The organism is Rhizobium sp. ERR 1071 (assembly GCF_007828675.1).
Classification (GTDB): Bacteria; Pseudomonadota; Alphaproteobacteria; order Rhizobiales; family Rhizobiaceae; genus Rhizobium; species Rhizobium dioscoreae.
The window spans coordinates 100,472-116,297 of sequence record NZ_VITM01000006.1; the positions used below are offsets into that span (position 1 = coordinate 100,472).

Sequence of the window (15,826 nt, forward strand, 5' to 3'; positions counted from 1 at the left end):
TCTTCGATCAATCTGTGGTTTTGACGAGGAAGCGCATGCGCTCCTCCTCGGTCACGACGGGCTTCAGGCGTTCCTCTTCGTCGGTAACGACGGGGATCGCCGCGATCAGCGCGCGCGTGTATGGATGATTGGGGGCGGCGAAGACCTCTGGCGTCGGCCCTTCCTCGACGATCTCGCCGCGCAGCATGATGGCGATGCGCGAGCAGAAATTGCGCATCAGCGAAAGGTCATGCGAGATCATCAGATAGGTGAGACCCAGTTCCTCGCGCAGCTGCAGCAATAGCTCGATCACGGTTTTCTGCACCGACACGTCGAGCGCCGCAGTCGGTTCGTCGAGGATCAGGATCTTCGGCTCGGCCGCGAGCGCGCGCGCAATCGCCACACGCTGCTTCTGACCGCCGGAAAGCTCGTGCGGATACTTTGCCAGATAGGATTGCGGCAGCCGCACGAGATCCATCAGTTGCTTCATCCGTGCCTCGCGGGCCGGCCCATCCATACCTATGGATCTTAGGGGCAAGGCAAGAGTCTCCTGGACATTGCGCTTCGGATTGAGCGATGTGCCGGGGTTCTGGTAGACGATCTGCGTCAGCCGCCTGCCACGCCCTGGTGCCGGCGCATCGATGGTGACGCTGCCTGAGGTCGGACGTGACAGGCCCATGATGATGCGTGCAACCGAGGTCTTGCCCGAACCGGACTCGCCGGCCAATCCGAAGATTTCGCCCTGATGCAACGTCAGGTTCACGTCGCGAACCGCATGGAAGCCTGGCTTCCGGCCATAGATCTTGTTCAGGCCCTCGACCCTGACGATGGGCGCGCCGTCGCTCTGCGACAGATCGGTCACGCGCTCGCCGTAAAGCGGCGGCACGGCGTCGAGGAGCGCCTTCGTGTAGGGTTGATGCGGGGCAGTGAGTATCTCACGGCAAGGTCCCGCCTCGACGATATCGCCGTGATGCATGACCACCACCCGGTCGGCAACTTTGCGCACGACACCGAGATTGTGGGTGATCATCAGAAGAGCCATGTTCTCCTCGATCACCAACTGATTGATCAGATTGAGAATCTCATCCTGGGTCGTCACGTCGAGCGCAGTGCCCGGCTCATCGGCGATCAGAAGCTTCGGCTGGTGCAACAGCGCAAGCCCGATCAGAACGCGCTGACGCATGCCGCCCGAAAGCTCGGACGGATAGGCGTTCATCACTCTCTCAGCGTCAGCAAGCTGCACCCTCCGCAAGACCGCGGCAATTCGCGTCCGCCGCTCGGCCTTCGACGAGCGAATGCCATCACGCTTGTCCGCAAAACGCATGATATCATCGAGATGCGTGCCGATCTTGAAGACCGGGTTGAAGGACGAGAGCGGGTCCTGCATGATCAGGGAAAAGGCGGTGCCTTTCAGCGCCTCGCGTTCCCTTCGCTGCATTTTCAGAACGTCACGTCCTGCGACGGAAATGACGCCGGAGTTGATGGCGGCATTCTTCGGCAAGGTGCCGATGATTGCCTTTGCTGTCACGGACTTGCCCGACCCCGTCTCGCCAATCAGTGCGACGCGCTCCCCAGCAGCGACGGTGAGGGAAATGTCACGGAGCACCTGCCGGGTGCGGCCGTAGGTCGTGAACGAGACGTTCAGAGCCTCGATCTTGAGAAGCGGCTCGCTCATCGCTTAGCTCTCCACATCAAACATGTCACGCAAGCCGTCGCCCAGGAGATTGAAGCCGAGCGTCACGTAGAAGACCGCAGCACCAGGGCATACGACCTCCCACCAGTAATCGGGCATGAACTGGCGACCGTCGGCGACCATGGAGCCAAGATCCGGAATGGGTGGCTTCACACCGAAGCCGAGGAAGCTGAGCGTGGCACCGAACAGGATGACGAAGGCCGCATCCAGCGTTGTCTTGACGGAGATGACCGCCACGCAATTCGGCAGGATTTCGCGAAACAGGATGTGCATCGGCCCGGCGCCGGCAAGGCGGGCGGCCTCGATATAGTCTTCCGACGCGATAGACTTGGAAACGGAGTAGATCAGCCGCGCATGCCAGGTCCACCAAAGCAGCGTGATGGCGATCATCGCGTTCGTCAGGTTCGGCTCGAGCAGGTTCGACACGGCAAGCGCCATGACCAGCGGCGGCATTGCCAGCATCACATTTGTCAGGCCGGTTATGATTTTTTCGACCCAACCGCCGAAGTAGCCGGCGATAAGGCCGAGCACGGTACCGATCGGCACCGAAATGCCAAGCACGCCGATGACCAGAAGCAGTGAAACGCGCATGCCGAAGACCGTGCGGGAAAAGATATCCCGACCGACTTTGTCGGTTCCGAACCAATGAGCGGCATCCGGCGACACGTGCCGAGCGCGGAAATCGACCACGGCGCCGACATGTTTCGGATAGGGAGTAAGCCACGGTGCGAACACAGCCAGCACGAAGACCGAAATCAGGATCAGCGTGCCGATTACCGCGGCCGGATTGCGGCTGAAGCGATACCACATCATGTAACCGGTGCTCAGCGCGCGATCGGATGCATCCAGCATCTTCATATCGGCCATCAGCGTGCCTCCTTGCGGCGTTGGCGCGGGTCGATCATCGAGATCAAGACATCCACCACCAGGTTCGCAACGATGAAAAACAGGCCGGCGACCAGCACCACGGCGGTCACGGCATTGAGGTCCTTTTGCAGGATGGCGTTCAGCCCGTAGGAGGCGAAACCGCCCCATGCGAACACCATCTCGATGACGAAGGCATTGCCGATCAGCGACGCGAATTCGAGGCCCATGATCGTCAACGGCGCGATCGACGACAGCTTGAGAAGGTAGCGGAAAATGATGACCCGCTCCGGCACACCGAAACTCTGCAGGGTCAGAACGTGATCCTTGCGCTGGTTCTCCAGCATGGAGGAACGAGTGATGCGGGTAATCTGGCCGATGCCGGCCATGGCAAGCGCGAAAGCCGGCAGCACAAGATGCTGAAGCGCATCGACAAACACATCCAGACGTCCCGCCAGCAGGCCGTCGATCAACAGAAATCCGGTCGGTCCGGGCTGAAAGCTCAGAGAATGATCAAGCCGGCCGATGATCGGCCAATTCGGCAGACAGCGTGCGGCAAGCAATTGCAGGCTTATCGCAAACAGGAAACTCGGAATGGTCACACCGGTCAAGGACAGGATGCGGCCGATATGATCCAGCGCACGATCCCTAAAATGTGCGGTGACGACACCGAGCGGAATGGCCACCACGAACATGAAGACCACGGAGACGAGAACCAGTTCCACGGTGGCGGGCACCGTCTGTTCCAGATCGGTCGTGACGGGACGTTGCGAGACCAGCGACATGCCCAGATCGCCTTGCAGCGCCTTGCCGACATAGTCGACGTATTGAACCAGAAGCGGCTTGTCCAACCCCATCTGCACACGCAATGCATCGACCTGCCCCTGCGTTGCCGCCGGGCCGAGAGCCATGCGCGCGGGGTCTCCCGGCACGACGCGCGCCAGCGCGAAAATCATGATGGAAAGCGCGATCATGACCAGAACGAAGGTGCCAAGCCGCGTCAGGATCGCGACTAACGGATGTTGCTGCATCGACGGGAGTTTCCTTGTTCGTCAGCTAACTGACAAACAACAATCCTCATCTGCGGACGATGAACAACTGGCTGTGGGTATAGTTTTTTAGCCTTATGGTATAGGTTATTTTTCAGTACTCGCTTACGAACCCCCGCATGCACAGACTGATTGCCCGACCCCATCTTTGCCATCGCATCGCGACGGAACACGCCGGCGTCATCTTCCTGCGTGCCCCCGCGGGCGCCGGAAAGAGCACAGTCCTGTCCATGACTGCAAAGGCGATGGGCAAGGAGGTTTGCAACCTGCAGCAACCGCGCATGAGCGACGTGAGGGATGGATGGCTCTTATGGGATATACCGGTTTCCGCTCGATCGGCTCGTCTTTCCGCTCAGCTCATAGAGACCGTCGAGGTTCTGGTCATCGCCTGCCGTCCCGATCAGCGCATCAGCGGGCTGGCGCGGCTCATCCTGCATCGAGGTGCGGTGACGCTCGACGCCGCCGATCTGACATTTTCCGTTGAGGAATTGGGGGAACTGCCAGGCGAAGAAGCCAACAGGTTGATCAGGGATTATGCCGGCTGGCCGGTTTTCCTGCCGCTGACACGCCAAAAGGATCCTCGCCTATCCATCGACTATCTGCGCGAGAATTTTCTCGGCCACCTTTCGCCGGGACAGACCGCGCTGCTTTCCATCTGGCTCGAAACGCAATCTCCTGTCACCGTCGAGGAGTGGACGGGCCTTTTGCCACCACGCCTGATCGAGGCACCGGACGAACATCAGGAACTGCTGACACTCTTGACGGGCGCCGTCAGCGAACGCCTGGCAACCTTCGAAACCACCGTCGCCGTGATCGAGGTAGCCTCCGCTTACGAGCAGGCGGGACGTGCGCTTGCCGCCATGTCGCTGCTCCTCGACCATGGGCACGAGGCCCATGCGGCGCAGATTCTGGAGCGTGCCCGGGGTCTGGAGCTGATCTATCGAAACAGCCTCGGGACCTTTCGCGATATCATCATGCGCTTTTCCCACGAGATGATCGCGACCAATGAAGTCGTGCTTTTTGCCATGGCTCGCACGCTCCTGAAGCTCGGAGAATTGCAACGCGTGCGCCACCTCGTCGGCAAACATCTGGGTTCGGATTATCTCGATCCGCTGAAGGTCCTGCTGCGCGGATCGCGCTTTTCCTTCGCGGCGCGAACGTTCCGGCTCAACCTCATGATTTCCGAGGACCTGATGCCGACGGACGCAATGATTACCCGCCTCGGCGAGTTCATGGCGGATTATCCGATGGGCGATTACGGCAAGTGGGCCGCCTACTACAACGCGCTGCTGGAATTCGAGATTCGCCGCAGGAATTTCCGAGAAGCGGAAGCCGCCGCAGCCCGCGCCTTGATCTATCTCGGCCATATGGGCGGCCAGCCGCTGCTGGAATTCTTCATCCATCTGCATCAGACAGTGCTTCGACTGATGAGCGGCGATGCCCTTTTCGCGCGTCGTGCCGCCCAGGAAGCACGGCAGAAACTGGAACAGGTGCCGCACGCAGCAGAGGCTGAATTCCGTATGCTGCGGCTCGCCGAAGCCTGTATCTCCTACGAAGCCGGCCAGCCGCGCGATCTTCTCCAATTCGTTCAAAACGAATTCGATGATTTTGCCGCCGCAGAAATCTGGCCGAGCCTGATGCAGTTCGCTCTTCACTATGCATCGCAGGTGCTGGCCGACCATTTTCCGATGGTGATCAGGCCCGGCTTTCTCGACGGGCTCTGGATTCATCTGTCGGAGGGCCTGCAGTTTCACGCCATGATGGAGATCCGCACCGCCGTCGCCTACCAGAATGCCAATCGCTGGAGCGACGCGGCGGCAACGCTGTCCGCCGTCCGAATGCGTATCGGCCGTAACTGGGTGGAAAGCGCCAACGAGGAGCTGACGCGCCTGACCCGCCGGGACGAAATTTCCTACGCCATGGCATGGCTGCGCGACAGCGTGCGCCTCTCGACGCCGCGGCCCTATTTGTCGCGCCAGATCGACGCGCTGATCGCAAACCCGAAAGTCACCAACCGCGAGAAAGTCGCCCTGCAGCTATGGCAAAGCTATACCGCTTACCAGCGTCGCGACAATGCTGCGACGCGCGCGCATCTTCTATCCGCGCTTGAAGGCGCAACGCGCCTTGGCTGCAACGGCGTGCTCTCCGAGGAGCGGATCTTTCTCTCGCCGCTTCTCAAGAACCAGCGCATTCGCAGCTTCATCGAAACCTCATCCGAGGTCCGCACCGCACTTTCGCTCTTTGCAAGCTCCGTGAACTCGCCACAGGCGAAAGCCCTCCAGGGCGGTCTCTCGCAGCGTGAGGTCCAGATGATTCAGCTGATCGCGAGCGGCATGTCGAACAAGCGCATTGCTCATACCCTTAATGTCTCCGAGGTGACGGTGAAGTTTCACCTCGGAAATCTGTTCCGCAAGCTGGGCTGTCATCGCCGCGCCGAAGCAATCCGGGCGGCAACCGCACTCGGCTGGCTGTGAGCATCGAGCGGATGGGTTGAACGTTACGACGGGCGCCTTTCGACCGATGTCTCCTCGGGCGGCTGCTTGGGCGGAACGTTGCCGTTCTGCTCGGCGCGATCGCGATGCAGCGCGGCGCGGGCGAGGAGCATGAAGGTGATCGGCGTCGTCACCGTGATGAAAATACCGATCAGCAATTCATGAATGACGAGCGTCCGTGTCGCGGTCGAAAAGAAGATCATCGACGCGATCATGATTGCCCCGATGCCGCCGCTCGTTCCCAATGTCGGCGCATGAATGCGCTCGTAGAATGTTCCAAGCCTTAGAAAACCGATGGCGCCGATGAGCGTCAGGAAAGCGCCGATCATGAGAAGCGCACCGACGGGGATAGCGGCCCACAGAGGTATGTTTTCAAACGGCGTGCTCATTCGATCACCTCTCCGCGCATCAGGAATTTCGCCAATGCAACGGTTGCAACGAAGCCAAGCATGCCGATGACGAGCGCCGCCTCGAAATAGACGACGCGACCTGTGCCTATGCCGAAGGTCAACAACAACAGCATCGCATTCACATAAAGCGTGTCGAGCGCGATGATGCGATCCTGCGCGCGAGGGCCGCGAAACATGCGGATTGAAGCGATCGCCATGGCCGCTACGATCATCAGCTGCGCGACCGCCACGGATATCTGGATGATCATGGCGCTCATGCGAATATCTCCATCAGCAAGCTCTCGTAGCGATTGGCGACCGTATCGCGCCATTGTGCCTCGTTTTCGAGATCGAGGACATGAAGCAGCACGGTGTTGTCGTTGGAATCATATTCCAGCCACGCGGACCCCGGCGTGCTGGTCAGGATAACCGCGAGCAGCGCCAGCGGGATCTGATCCCGCACCCTGAGCTCAAGGACAACGAAGCCCGGCGTCGTCTTGCGCGAGCGTCCCCTCAGGATGATCCAGGCCACCTGAGCATTTGATTTCAAGACGTCGAAAACGACTCGGAAGAAGAGCTTGGGCAGCAAATACCATTTCCACAGCCTCGGTTTTTCGGGCCGCAGCGATGCCATGCCCCAGGAGGCGAAAACCGCGACGATGATGCCGAGGATAAGCTGACCAAGCGTGAAGCCGTTCAGCAGCAGCCACATCAGGATCAGGCTCAACGCCAGGAGCGGATAAGGCAGCATCACAGGCCTCCCGCTTTTGCGGGCGCAACGACCGCATTGCGAACCGCATCGACATAGATATTGGGGTCGCTGAGCGTGCGAATGGTCGCGTCCATATATTGCATGACGGGGCCTGCCCAAATGGTCAATGCGAGCGTCAAGGCGAGCAGGCCCATGACCGGGACTATCTCGATGACGAGCACACGGGGAACCGTGCCCTCCAGCGAGCTCCAGAATGTGCGTATGCCGGCCCGTGTCATGGCAATCAGCGCGGCTATGCCGGAGAGAATGACGAGCAGGATCAACGTCCAGACGGCTGTACTTGGCGGAATGCCGATCGCGCCGGTTCCCATCATGGCCGAGAGCATGGCGAATTTCGCGACGAAGCCGGAAAGCGGCGGCAGGCCGGCAAGTAGGATGCCGCAGGCGGCAAAGCAGATGCCGAGCATCGCCATGGTGCCGGGCATGGTCACCCCCTCTTCTTCCTCCGGCTCGCCGTCCTCGGCATCGCCATAGGCTTCCATCGTGACGGCCAGAACGCTGGCGCCGGCATCCTGCCCGCGCTCCACGAGCTCGATCAGCATGAAGAAGGCACTGATCGTCAGGGTCGAACTGACGAGATACATCAGCGCGCCGGACGAGATGGAGCCGTCATTGATGCCGATCACCATCAGCAATGTGCCCGATGAGACGAGCACTGAAAAGCCAGCCAGACGGCCGAGCGCCTGCGAGGCGAGCACGCCGACAATGCCGAAAATCAGCGTCGCCATGCCGCCATAGAGGAGCACCGTCGCGCCGAAGCCGGCGGACGGGCCGGTGCTGAACAGGAGCATCGTCAGTCGCAGGATGACATAGATGCCTAGCTTGCTGAGGATCGCGAATATGCCGGCGACTGGCGCCGAAGCCGCGCTATAGGCCGTCGGCAGCCAGAAGCAAAGCGGCCACATACCGGCCTTGATCAGGAACGCAATGCCGAGTACGCCGGCGCCTGCCTGCATCAGCATGCGGCGATCGGCGGACATTTCCGGGATGCGCACGGCGAGATCCGCCATGTTCAGCGTTCCCGCCGTGCCGTAGATCAGGCTGACGCCGATGAGAAAAAGCAGCGCGGCAGCGAGATTGACGGCAATGTAATGCATGCCAGCCTTGACGCGGAGCGGACCGGAGCCGTGCAGAAGCAAGCCATAGGACGCCGCCAGCATGATCTCGAAGAAGACGAAGAGATTGAAGAGATCGCCGGTCAGGAAGGCGCCATTGACACCCATCAACAGCAGCTGGAACATGGTGTGGAAATGCGCGCCAACCGCATGCCAGCGCGCCAGCGAGAATATCAGCGCGGCGGCGGCAACGATGGATGTCAGCAGCAGCATGAGGGCCGAAAGTCCATCGAGCACGAGCACGATACCGAAGGGCGCGCTCCAGTTTCCGAGGAGATAGGCACGCTCCAGCCCCGGTGATCCATCCTCCGCGCGGAAGAGCGCAAGTGCAATGCCTGCCAGCAGGAGCGTAGCCGCCAGACTAATGAATGCCTTCAGCGTGCGCGAACGCTCGTCGATGAACACGAGCAGCGCGCCCGCAATCAGCGGAACGAGGATCGGCGCGATGATGAGATGATGCAACCAGCCCGTCATTTCCGATCGCTCCTTCCATCGACATGGTCCGTGCCGGTCAAGCCGCGCGAGGCAAGCAGCACGACAAGAAACAGCGCCGTGGTCGCAAAACCGATGACGATCGCCGTCAGCACCAAGGCTTGCGGAACGGGGTCCGCCAGCGCATGCGTCGCAGTGCCGTCATCCAGCAGCGGCGGCACATTCGTCTTCACGCCGCCGACGCCGAAGATGAAGAGATTGACCGCATAGGAGAGCAGCGACAGCCCTATGATGACCTGATAGGTGCGTGGACGTAGTATCAACCAGACACCACAGGCCGTCATGACGCCGATCGCAATGGACAAGATGAGTTCCATCAATCCCCCTTCGCCTTGTCGGCATCGAGCGCGCGCAGACGGTTGATGCGGAGCGACTGGTGCGCCAGTGCAACGAGGATCAGGACCGTGGAACCGACGACCAGCAGGAAGACACCGAGATCGAAGAGCAATGCGCTTGCCGCCGGCACTTTGCCGATCAATGGCACGTCCAGATACTGGAAATGCGATGTCAGGAACGGATAGCCGAAGAACCAGGCGCCGATGCCGGTCGCCGTAGCGATCAGAAGCCCGGCGCTCATCCATCGCAGCGGCAGGATGCGGATGCGATCCTCCGCCCAGCGTGTACCGCCGGCCAGATATTGCAGCAGGAAGGCAATCGAAAGCGTCAAGCCAGCCGAGAAGCCGCCGCCGGGAGCATCATGCCCGCGCATGAAAATATAGACCGACAGGGCGATGACGAAGGGGAACATCCACTGCATGATGACGGAGGGCACCAGCAGATAATCCCGCACGGTATCACCGGCCGAACGCTCCGGCCGTTCCTCGTCGAAACGGTTCTGGATCTGCTGCTGCTCCGGCATCTCCATGCTGTCGGGCGCGGGGCGGAAGCGACGCAGCAGCGCATAGACCGTCAGAGCGACGACGCCGAGAACAGCGATTTCGCCCAGCGTATCGAAGCCACGGAAATCTACCAGGATGACGTTGACGACGTTACGCCCGCCACCCTTCGAATAGGCATTTTCGAGGAAGTAATTCGCGATGGCGTCAGGCACCGGCATGGTCATGACGGCATAGGAGACGAACATCATGCCGACACCACAGATGACGGCGAGCGCCAGATCGCGGAAGCGGCGGAAACGGGCGCGCAAATCGACCGTATCGTCGATCCCTTCCGTCCGCTTCGGCAGCCAGCGCAAACCCAACAGGATGAGAACCGTCGTGACGATCTCAACGAGAAGTTGGGTAATCGCAAGGTCCGGTGCCGACAGCCATATGAACGTCATGCAGACGATCAACCCGACACCGCCCAGCATCACCAAAGCGGCAAGCCGATGATATTTGGCAAAGAAGGCGGTGCCGATCGCCAGACAAATACCGATCGCCCAGACCGCGGCGAAGACCGGATCAGCACCCAGAAAGGAAAAATGCTTCGCTTCGAAACCGGACAGGTAAAGCGGCAGCAGGCCGGCGGCAAACCCTGTCACGACGACCCAGCGAAGCTGCGGCTGGAGCTTGCGCGTGCCGATCCGCTTTTCGGCCGTTCTCGCCCAATGCCAGGAGACTTCGACCAGCACCCGCTCGAAAATTCGCTGCCCTTTCAGGCGGCGGAAGATGGGTGGACCGTCGTCACATCGCGACAGATAATCCTTGAAGGCGAAATAGAACACCGTGCCGCCAACCAATGCGACAATGCTCATGATAACGGGCAGATTGAAGCCGTGCCAGAGCGAGAGGCTGTATTGCGGCGTATCGGCGTTAAGAACGCTGACAACGGCCGCATGCAGGAAGGGTGCCACCGAAAGCGCCGGAACGATGCCGACGACCAAGCATACCACGACCAGAAGCTCGATCGGGAAGCGCATCCAGCGCGGCGGCTCGTGCGGCTTGGCGATCGGCAGATCGGTCGGCGCGGGACCAAAGAAAACGGTTTGAATGAAGCGCAACGAATAGGCAACGCTGAAGGCGCTCGCCAGCGTCGCCACATAGGGAAGCATTCGATCGAGGATGGAATCCGCATGGGTTTCGATCGCTTCGGCGAAGAACATTTCCTTCGACAGGAAGCCATTGAGCAGCGGAACACCAGCCATGGCAGCACTCGCGACGATCGCAAGCGCGCCGGTGAACGGCATATAGCGGAACAGACCGCTAAGACGGCGCATGTCGCGCGTGCCGGTCTCGTGATCGATGATGCCGGCCGCCATGAACAGCGACGCCTTGAAGGTCGCATGGTTCAGCATGTGGAAGATGGCGGCAACCGTCGCAAGCGGGCTGCCGAGGCTGAGCAAGGTGGTGATGAGACCGAGATGACTGATCGTCGAATAGGCCAGCAGCCCTTTGAGATCCTGCTGGAACATTGCGAAGTAGGCGCCGAGCAGCAGCGTGATGATACCGGCGGCTCCGACGATGTAGAACCACTCATTGGTACCGGCGAGAACCGGCCAGAAGCGTGCAAGCAGGAAAACGCCGGCCTTCACCAGCGTCGCCGAATGGAGATAGGCGGAGACGGGCGTCGGCGCCGCCATTGCGTTCGGAAGCCAGAAATGGAAGGGAAACTGCGCGCTCTTCGTCAGCGCGCCGAGCAGGATCAGTATCAGCGCAGGCAGATAGAGCGGATGGTTACGGATGATATCGCCCGATGCCAGGATCTTGTCCAGATCGTAGCTGCCGACGATATGGCCGAGCAGGATCAGCCCGATCAGCAGGCAGAACCCACCGATCCCCGTGATCGTCAGCGCCATGCGGGCGCCGTCGCGGGCGGCCGCGGTATTGTGCCAATAGCTGATCAGCAGGAAGGAGAAGATGCTGGTCAGCTCCCAGAAGATCGAGAGCAGAATGACATTGCCCGAAAGCACGATGCCAAGCATCGCCCCCATGAAGGCGAGCAGGAAAGAGAAGAAGCGAGGAACCGGGTCTTCTTCCGACATGTAGTAGCGGGCATAGACGATGACGAGAAAGCCGATGGCGGTGATGACAAGCGAAAACAGCCAGGCAAAACCATCCAGCCTGAGGCTGAAATCAAGCCCGAGCTGCGGTAGCCATTCTATGCTATAGTGGACGATGCCGCCGTCCTTGACGGCAGGATAGAAGCTTGCGGAAATCAACAGCGCCAGAAATGTGACAGTCCCGGCGATCCAGGCCGGGCCACGCCGCGACTGTGTGCGCAAGAGGCATACGGAAAGAAGACTTCCGATAAACGGCAGAGCCAAAAGTGCTAGAATAAAAACAGGCTCGCCAGTTATCCCAAAACGTCATTCCTTCGCTTGGCCGGATCACGCCCAGACTGCCACGACGGCAAAACCCCTAGAAATCCGGTGTATTATGTCCTATATGATAGATATTGCCCAATATGGGCAGCTTCGAACCCTGCGTCAAGGTAAGATGGCGATGATTTTGACACCAGCACTCTGCCGGGCAGCCCGCGGCTTCCTCGATTGGACGCAGACGGATCTTGCCGACCGCTCCGGCGTATCGCGCAGCACGATCCGTGACTATGAAGGCAATCGCCATAGCTTGCATCGGGCGACGGAGGCGCAGTTGCGCCTGGCGCTCGAGACGGGGGGCATCGCCTTCTTCCGGATCGAAGGACATGAGATCGGCATTTGTACGAAGGCCCTGGTCGCCGAAGCGCCAGCGCCGACGCATACGGAAAGCTGCGAGATCCTTTCCAGCGCCGGCGAAAGAAACCGGACGCCGCCTAAGCCGGAACAATAGTGCCGGATAGCGCTGGACGCGGCCGGCACAATTTCCGACCATAAAGTCGCTTATGCAAGCCGAAGCCTTTCGCCGGCGTTACCTCGCGCGTAGCCGATAGAAGTCCGCTCGCGAGAAGGTGAACGGAAAGGTCCTCAATTCAGCCATATTCCAACCGATTACCGCATCCGCGCCGTACCCCCCAAGACGACCGGAGAAACCCATGCCCAATACGACAGCGACCACAGCAGAAACATCTACCGCCCGCTACCGATCGTCGCAACGGCTCCTGCATTGGCTTATGGCCATCGTCATCATTTCAGCGCTCGTCATCGGCCTTTATTGTTCCTACCTCACCCCGGGCATACCCCTGCGTCGCGCCCTCCTCGACATACACAAATCCCTCGGCATGACGGCGCTTTTTCTCATCGCCATCCGCCTGCCGCTCAGGCTTTCGCTGGGTGAACCTGCCTATCAACGGCCGCTTGGCGTCTTCAATCACTATGCCGCCCGCGGCGCGCATATCCTGCTCTACATCTTGATGATCCTGATGCCGCTTGCAGGCTACGCCACATCTGCTGCCGGCGGCCATGATCTGCCATGGTTCGGCCTCTTCCAATGGCCCAACCTGCTGCCACACGACAAGGGCCTGGAGCGAGCCGCCGCCGAGATCCACGAATATGGTGCTTATTGCCTGTATGCTATCGTCAGCCTGCATATCCTTGCAGCGCTCTGGCACCATTTCGTCCGCAAGGATGAGGTCCTGAAGAGAATGTTGTTCTGAATCGATCTTTGTAACGCAAGCAGCGCGCCGGCTTTGCAGTGGATGGCTCAGATCTTCGCCGTCCCCACCATATGCGGTTTTTATGCAGTTTCCGCAGCCTTCGGTTTGTCAGTGATGGCATTCCGACTGCTGATGCTCGCAAGACCCGCCAATCGCCTTAAAAGGCAGTTCTGCGCAGCAGCGACGGGGAACCGCCTGCAACATATTGTAATATTTTCTAACACGCCGCTATAATTCCTTCTGCTATGGACGGCCGAGGATATGATCTGCGAGATTTTCCTTCGAAAGTCATCGATCGCTGGTTGCTCTCGGCCCATCTTTCAGCCCTTTCAGGCAGCGTAAGGTTTACTCCGGCACGCGGATAACGGGCGAAGGATCAGGATCTACAAACATGGTTGCGCGCATGAGGACGGTTGAGCCTTCACATCATATTCTCGTCGTCGAAGACGATAACGAGATTGCAACCATGTTAGTCGAGCTGATCAAGGATCATGGCTTGCGCGCTTCCCCCGTACGAAGCGGCGCGGAGATGGACAGGATATTGCAAAGGCACCCGTTCGATCTCATCATTCTCGACGCCATGCTGCCCGGAGAAGATGGGTTCAGCATCTGCCGGCGCCTGAGATCGGCTGGAACGATCCCGATCCTGATGCTGACCGCGCTCACGGAGGATATCGACCGCATCATCGGCCTTGAGCTTGGGGCAGACGACTATGTCACCAAGCCGTTCAACCCGCGGGAACTCGTCGCCAGGATCAAAGCGCTTCTTCGCAGAGCTTCGTATGGTGCGGAGACATCGGAGCGGAAGCCGCTTACGAAGATGACCTTTTCAGGCTGGATGATCGACCCAAGAAGCAGGCGGATCGTGGACCCCGAGGGGGCCGAGGTGCTGATGACAACATCCGAATTCGATCTGCTGCTTGCCTTCTGTCACAATCCGAACCAGATCCTGACCCGTGAACAGCTGCTGTCGATGACACATGCGGGAACGGCCGGGCCGGTCGAGCGCAGCGTTGACGCGCAAATCAGCCGTCTTCGGCAGAAGATAGAACCAAATCTGAAGGAGCCGATCTTCATCAAGACCGTGCGGCTTGGGGGCTATCTTTTCGCCGCGAATGTCGAGTATCTGCCGTGAAGTGGCTATCCCGATCATCAGTCCGCACCCAGATCGCCATTCTCACCATTTTGCTTGCTACCATCGTCACGACCATAACGGCCGGCACCGAACCATTCGTTCGCGGCCGGTTCGACAAAGGTGTCGAAGTCGGACTTTTTGCAGGCCGCATCGAAACCATCGCAAAGGAGTTCGCGCTTTCGGCAGATGAAGCGCAAGGAGACGCCATCCTTTCAAGGTTCAGGGCGCAAGGCGTCAATGTCTGGAGGGCGACCGGTGAACAGACCGAAGGTTTGCCAATCACGACACAGGATATCGCCGCCGCCGTGCGCCGGCTGCTCGATTACAATCTCTTTCTCGATCCTTATGGCTTCATGGGCTGGAACAATCCGAAGACTTTGACGGTCAAAGCCGGAGATGGCAGCCTGGTATTTGCCTTGCCAGAATTTTCCACGACACGATGGGTCCTCCCCGCCGTGGTCGGCAATCTTGTGCTGATCGTTGCCCCCGCAGCCATTCTGGCAATCCTGACCGCATGGCTGATCGGAAGACCAATCGTCAATCTGGCAAAGGCAGCCGAAGGTGTGCGCTCCGATGACGAGCTTGACGAACCTTTCGACGTTCGTGGCTCGGCCGAGCTGCGGAGTCTCGCAACGTCGCTCAACCTCATGCGCAAACGCATCCGCGAGCTGGTGGCTGGGCGCACCCGCATGCTGACATCCATTAGCCACGACCTGCGCACACCGTTGACGCGGCTGAGAATGCGCACCGAGCGTTGCGAGCAAGCGGATTTGCGGCAACAAATGTTGAGAGACATCGATGTGCTTTCCGGCATGATCAACGAAAGCCTCGCTTATCTCGGCGGCGAGCTTGAGGCTTTGAAGAAAGTCGAGCTGTCCAGCCTTCTGCAAACCGTGACCGATGACTTTGCCGATACCGGCATCGAGGTCACTTTCGCCGGACCGCGGCGCTTGCCCTATATCTGCCGGCCGCGGGCGCTATCGAGAGCCATATCGAACCTGATCGACAACGCTTCCCGCCATGCCGGCCGCATCAATCTCACGCTTGCCGAGGACGAAGACGGTTCGGTCGTCATCACGGTTGCCGATGATGGCCCCGGCATCGCCGACGACTTGAAGCCGAAGGTCCTGGAGCCCTTCTTCAAGGCCGACAAGGCACGTTCGCCGAGCGGGAATGGCGGTGGTTTCGGCCTCGGGCTTTCCATTGCACATGGAATCATCACCATCGGCCATCGAGGCAGTTTCGAATTGCGCGACAGCAAGCCGAGCGGCTTGGCCGTCGTGATACGCCTGCCTGCCAATTCCGGCATCGGCAATGCCGCAACATTTTCATAAAAATCCGAACACAACCCAACAAGGGCAAACTTTACAAGG

The 15,826-nt window shown here is 59.8% G+C and carries 13 protein-coding genes and 1 pseudogene; 5 read left to right on the forward strand and 9 right to left on the reverse strand.

The features are described from left to right. Nucleotides 1–7: 7 nt before the first annotated feature. Genes nikE through FBZ99_RS21365 form a run of 3 tightly spaced genes read right to left on the reverse strand, consistent with a single transcriptional unit; the run spans nucleotide 8 to nucleotide 3,567 of the window. Nucleotides 8–1,654: a nickel ABC transporter ATP-binding protein NikE gene (gene nikE / locus FBZ99_RS21355; protein ID WP_145634738.1), complete on the reverse strand. Its 1,647-nt coding sequence runs from the start codon at nucleotides 1,652–1,654 to the stop codon at nucleotides 8–10. A 3-nt stretch (nucleotides 1,655–1,657) separates the two neighbouring features. Then, nucleotides 1,658–2,539, reverse strand: coding sequence for an ABC transporter permease (locus FBZ99_RS21360; RefSeq protein ID WP_113389492.1), 882 nt, complete (start codon nucleotides 2,537–2,539; stop codon nucleotides 1,658–1,660). Then, on the reverse strand, nucleotides 2,539–3,567 hold the full coding sequence (locus tag FBZ99_RS21365) for an ABC transporter permease (protein WP_113389491.1): 1,029 nt from the start codon (nucleotides 3,565–3,567) through the stop codon (nucleotides 2,539–2,541). Before FBZ99_RS21365 ends, FBZ99_RS21360 begins: the two co-directional genes overlap by 1 nt. Before the next feature lie 137 nt (nucleotides 3,568–3,704). Here FBZ99_RS21365 and FBZ99_RS21370 point away from each other — a divergent pair, with 137 nt between their 5' ends. Beyond that, complete coding sequence (locus FBZ99_RS21370; RefSeq protein ID WP_113350859.1) at nucleotides 3,705–6,059, forward strand: helix-turn-helix transcriptional regulator; 2,355 nt, start codon at nucleotides 3,705–3,707, stop codon at nucleotides 6,057–6,059. A gap of 23 nt (nucleotides 6,060–6,082) precedes the next feature. Here the strand turns inward: FBZ99_RS21370 and mnhG are convergent, their stop codons facing one another. The 6 genes from mnhG to FBZ99_RS21400 are packed head-to-tail and all read right to left on the reverse strand — an operon-like array spanning nucleotide 6,083 to nucleotide 12,083. Continuing rightward, nucleotides 6,083–6,466 (reverse strand): monovalent cation/H(+) antiporter subunit G, encoded by a 384-nt coding sequence (gene mnhG / locus FBZ99_RS21375; RefSeq protein ID WP_113350858.1) that lies wholly within the window; start codon nucleotides 6,464–6,466, stop codon nucleotides 6,083–6,085. Then, the gene (locus FBZ99_RS21380) at nucleotides 6,463–6,744 is read right to left on the reverse strand and encodes a K+/H+ antiporter subunit F (RefSeq protein WP_113350857.1); all 282 of its coding nucleotides are present in this window, start codon (nucleotides 6,742–6,744) and stop codon (nucleotides 6,463–6,465) included. The genes mnhG and FBZ99_RS21380 overlap by 4 nt, the downstream gene beginning before the upstream one ends. Beyond that, nucleotides 6,741–7,217 (reverse strand): Na+/H+ antiporter subunit E, encoded by a 477-nt coding sequence (locus FBZ99_RS21385; protein ID WP_113350856.1) that lies wholly within the window; start codon nucleotides 7,215–7,217, stop codon nucleotides 6,741–6,743. Before FBZ99_RS21385 ends, FBZ99_RS21380 begins: the two co-directional genes overlap by 4 nt. Next, a complete protein-coding gene (locus FBZ99_RS21390) occupies nucleotides 7,217–8,827 on the reverse strand; it encodes a monovalent cation/H+ antiporter subunit D (RefSeq protein WP_113350855.1) in 1,611 nt (536 codons plus the stop codon). Before FBZ99_RS21390 ends, FBZ99_RS21385 begins: the two co-directional genes overlap by 1 nt. Next, on the reverse strand, nucleotides 8,824–9,162 hold the full coding sequence (locus FBZ99_RS21395) for a Na+/H+ antiporter subunit C (protein WP_113350854.1): 339 nt from the start codon (nucleotides 9,160–9,162) through the stop codon (nucleotides 8,824–8,826). Before FBZ99_RS21395 ends, FBZ99_RS21390 begins: the two co-directional genes overlap by 4 nt. Then, nucleotides 9,162–12,083, reverse strand: coding sequence for a monovalent cation/H+ antiporter subunit A (locus FBZ99_RS21400; protein ID WP_331275827.1), 2,922 nt, complete (start codon nucleotides 12,081–12,083; stop codon nucleotides 9,162–9,164). The genes FBZ99_RS21395 and FBZ99_RS21400 overlap by 1 nt, the downstream gene beginning before the upstream one ends. Before the next feature lie 79 nt (nucleotides 12,084–12,162). Between FBZ99_RS21400 and FBZ99_RS21405 the strand changes: the two are divergent. From FBZ99_RS21405 to FBZ99_RS21420, 4 genes and pseudogenes are all read left to right on the forward strand, one after another. Further along, nucleotides 12,163–12,447 (forward strand): annotated as a pseudogene (locus FBZ99_RS21405) (helix-turn-helix transcriptional regulator); the annotation flags it as partial. Nucleotides 12,448–12,757: 310 nt separating this feature from the next. Then, a complete protein-coding gene (locus FBZ99_RS21410; protein WP_113350851.1) occupies nucleotides 12,758–13,318 on the forward strand; it encodes a cytochrome b in 561 nt (186 codons plus the stop codon). Nucleotides 13,319–13,721: 403 nt separating this feature from the next. After that, a complete protein-coding gene (locus FBZ99_RS21415; protein WP_233788651.1) occupies nucleotides 13,722–14,453 on the forward strand; it encodes a response regulator in 732 nt (243 codons plus the stop codon). After that, a complete protein-coding gene (locus FBZ99_RS21420; protein WP_113350850.1) occupies nucleotides 14,450–15,787 on the forward strand; it encodes an ATP-binding protein in 1,338 nt (445 codons plus the stop codon). Before FBZ99_RS21415 ends, FBZ99_RS21420 begins: the two co-directional genes overlap by 4 nt. Nucleotides 15,788–15,826: the final 39 nt, after the last annotated feature.

Bases quoted from the DNA above. Each gene is read 5' to 3' on its own strand.
- nikE (WP_145634738.1), bottom strand. From the start codon at position 1,654: ATGAGCGAGCCGCTTCTCAAGATCGAGGCTCTGAACGTCTCGTTCACG.
- FBZ99_RS21360 (WP_113389492.1), bottom strand. From the start codon at position 2,539: ATGGCCGATATGAAGATGCTGGATGCATCCGATCGCGCGCTGAGCACC.
- FBZ99_RS21365 (WP_113389491.1), bottom strand. From the start codon at position 3,567: ATGCAGCAACATCCGTTAGTCGCGATCCTGACGCGGCTTGGCACCTTC.
- FBZ99_RS21370 (WP_113350859.1), top strand. From the start codon at position 3,705: ATGCACAGACTGATTGCCCGACCCCATCTTTGCCATCGCATCGCGACG.
- mnhG (WP_113350858.1), bottom strand. From the start codon at position 6,466: ATGAGCACGCCGTTTGAAAACATACCTCTGTGGGCCGCTATCCCCGTC.
- FBZ99_RS21380 (WP_113350857.1), bottom strand. From the start codon at position 6,744: ATGAGCGCCATGATCATCCAGATATCCGTGGCGGTCGCGCAGCTGATG.
- FBZ99_RS21385 (WP_113350856.1), bottom strand. From the start codon at position 7,217: ATGCTGCCTTATCCGCTCCTGGCGTTGAGCCTGATCCTGATGTGGCTG.
- FBZ99_RS21390 (WP_113350855.1), bottom strand. From the start codon at position 8,827: ATGACGGGCTGGTTGCATCATCTCATCATCGCGCCGATCCTCGTTCCG.
- FBZ99_RS21395 (WP_113350854.1), bottom strand. From the start codon at position 9,162: ATGGAACTCATCTTGTCCATTGCGATCGGCGTCATGACGGCCTGTGGT.
- FBZ99_RS21410 (WP_113350851.1), top strand. From the start codon at position 12,758: ATGCCCAATACGACAGCGACCACAGCAGAAACATCTACCGCCCGCTAC.
- FBZ99_RS21415 (WP_233788651.1), top strand. From the start codon at position 13,722: ATGAGGACGGTTGAGCCTTCACATCATATTCTCGTCGTCGAAGACGAT.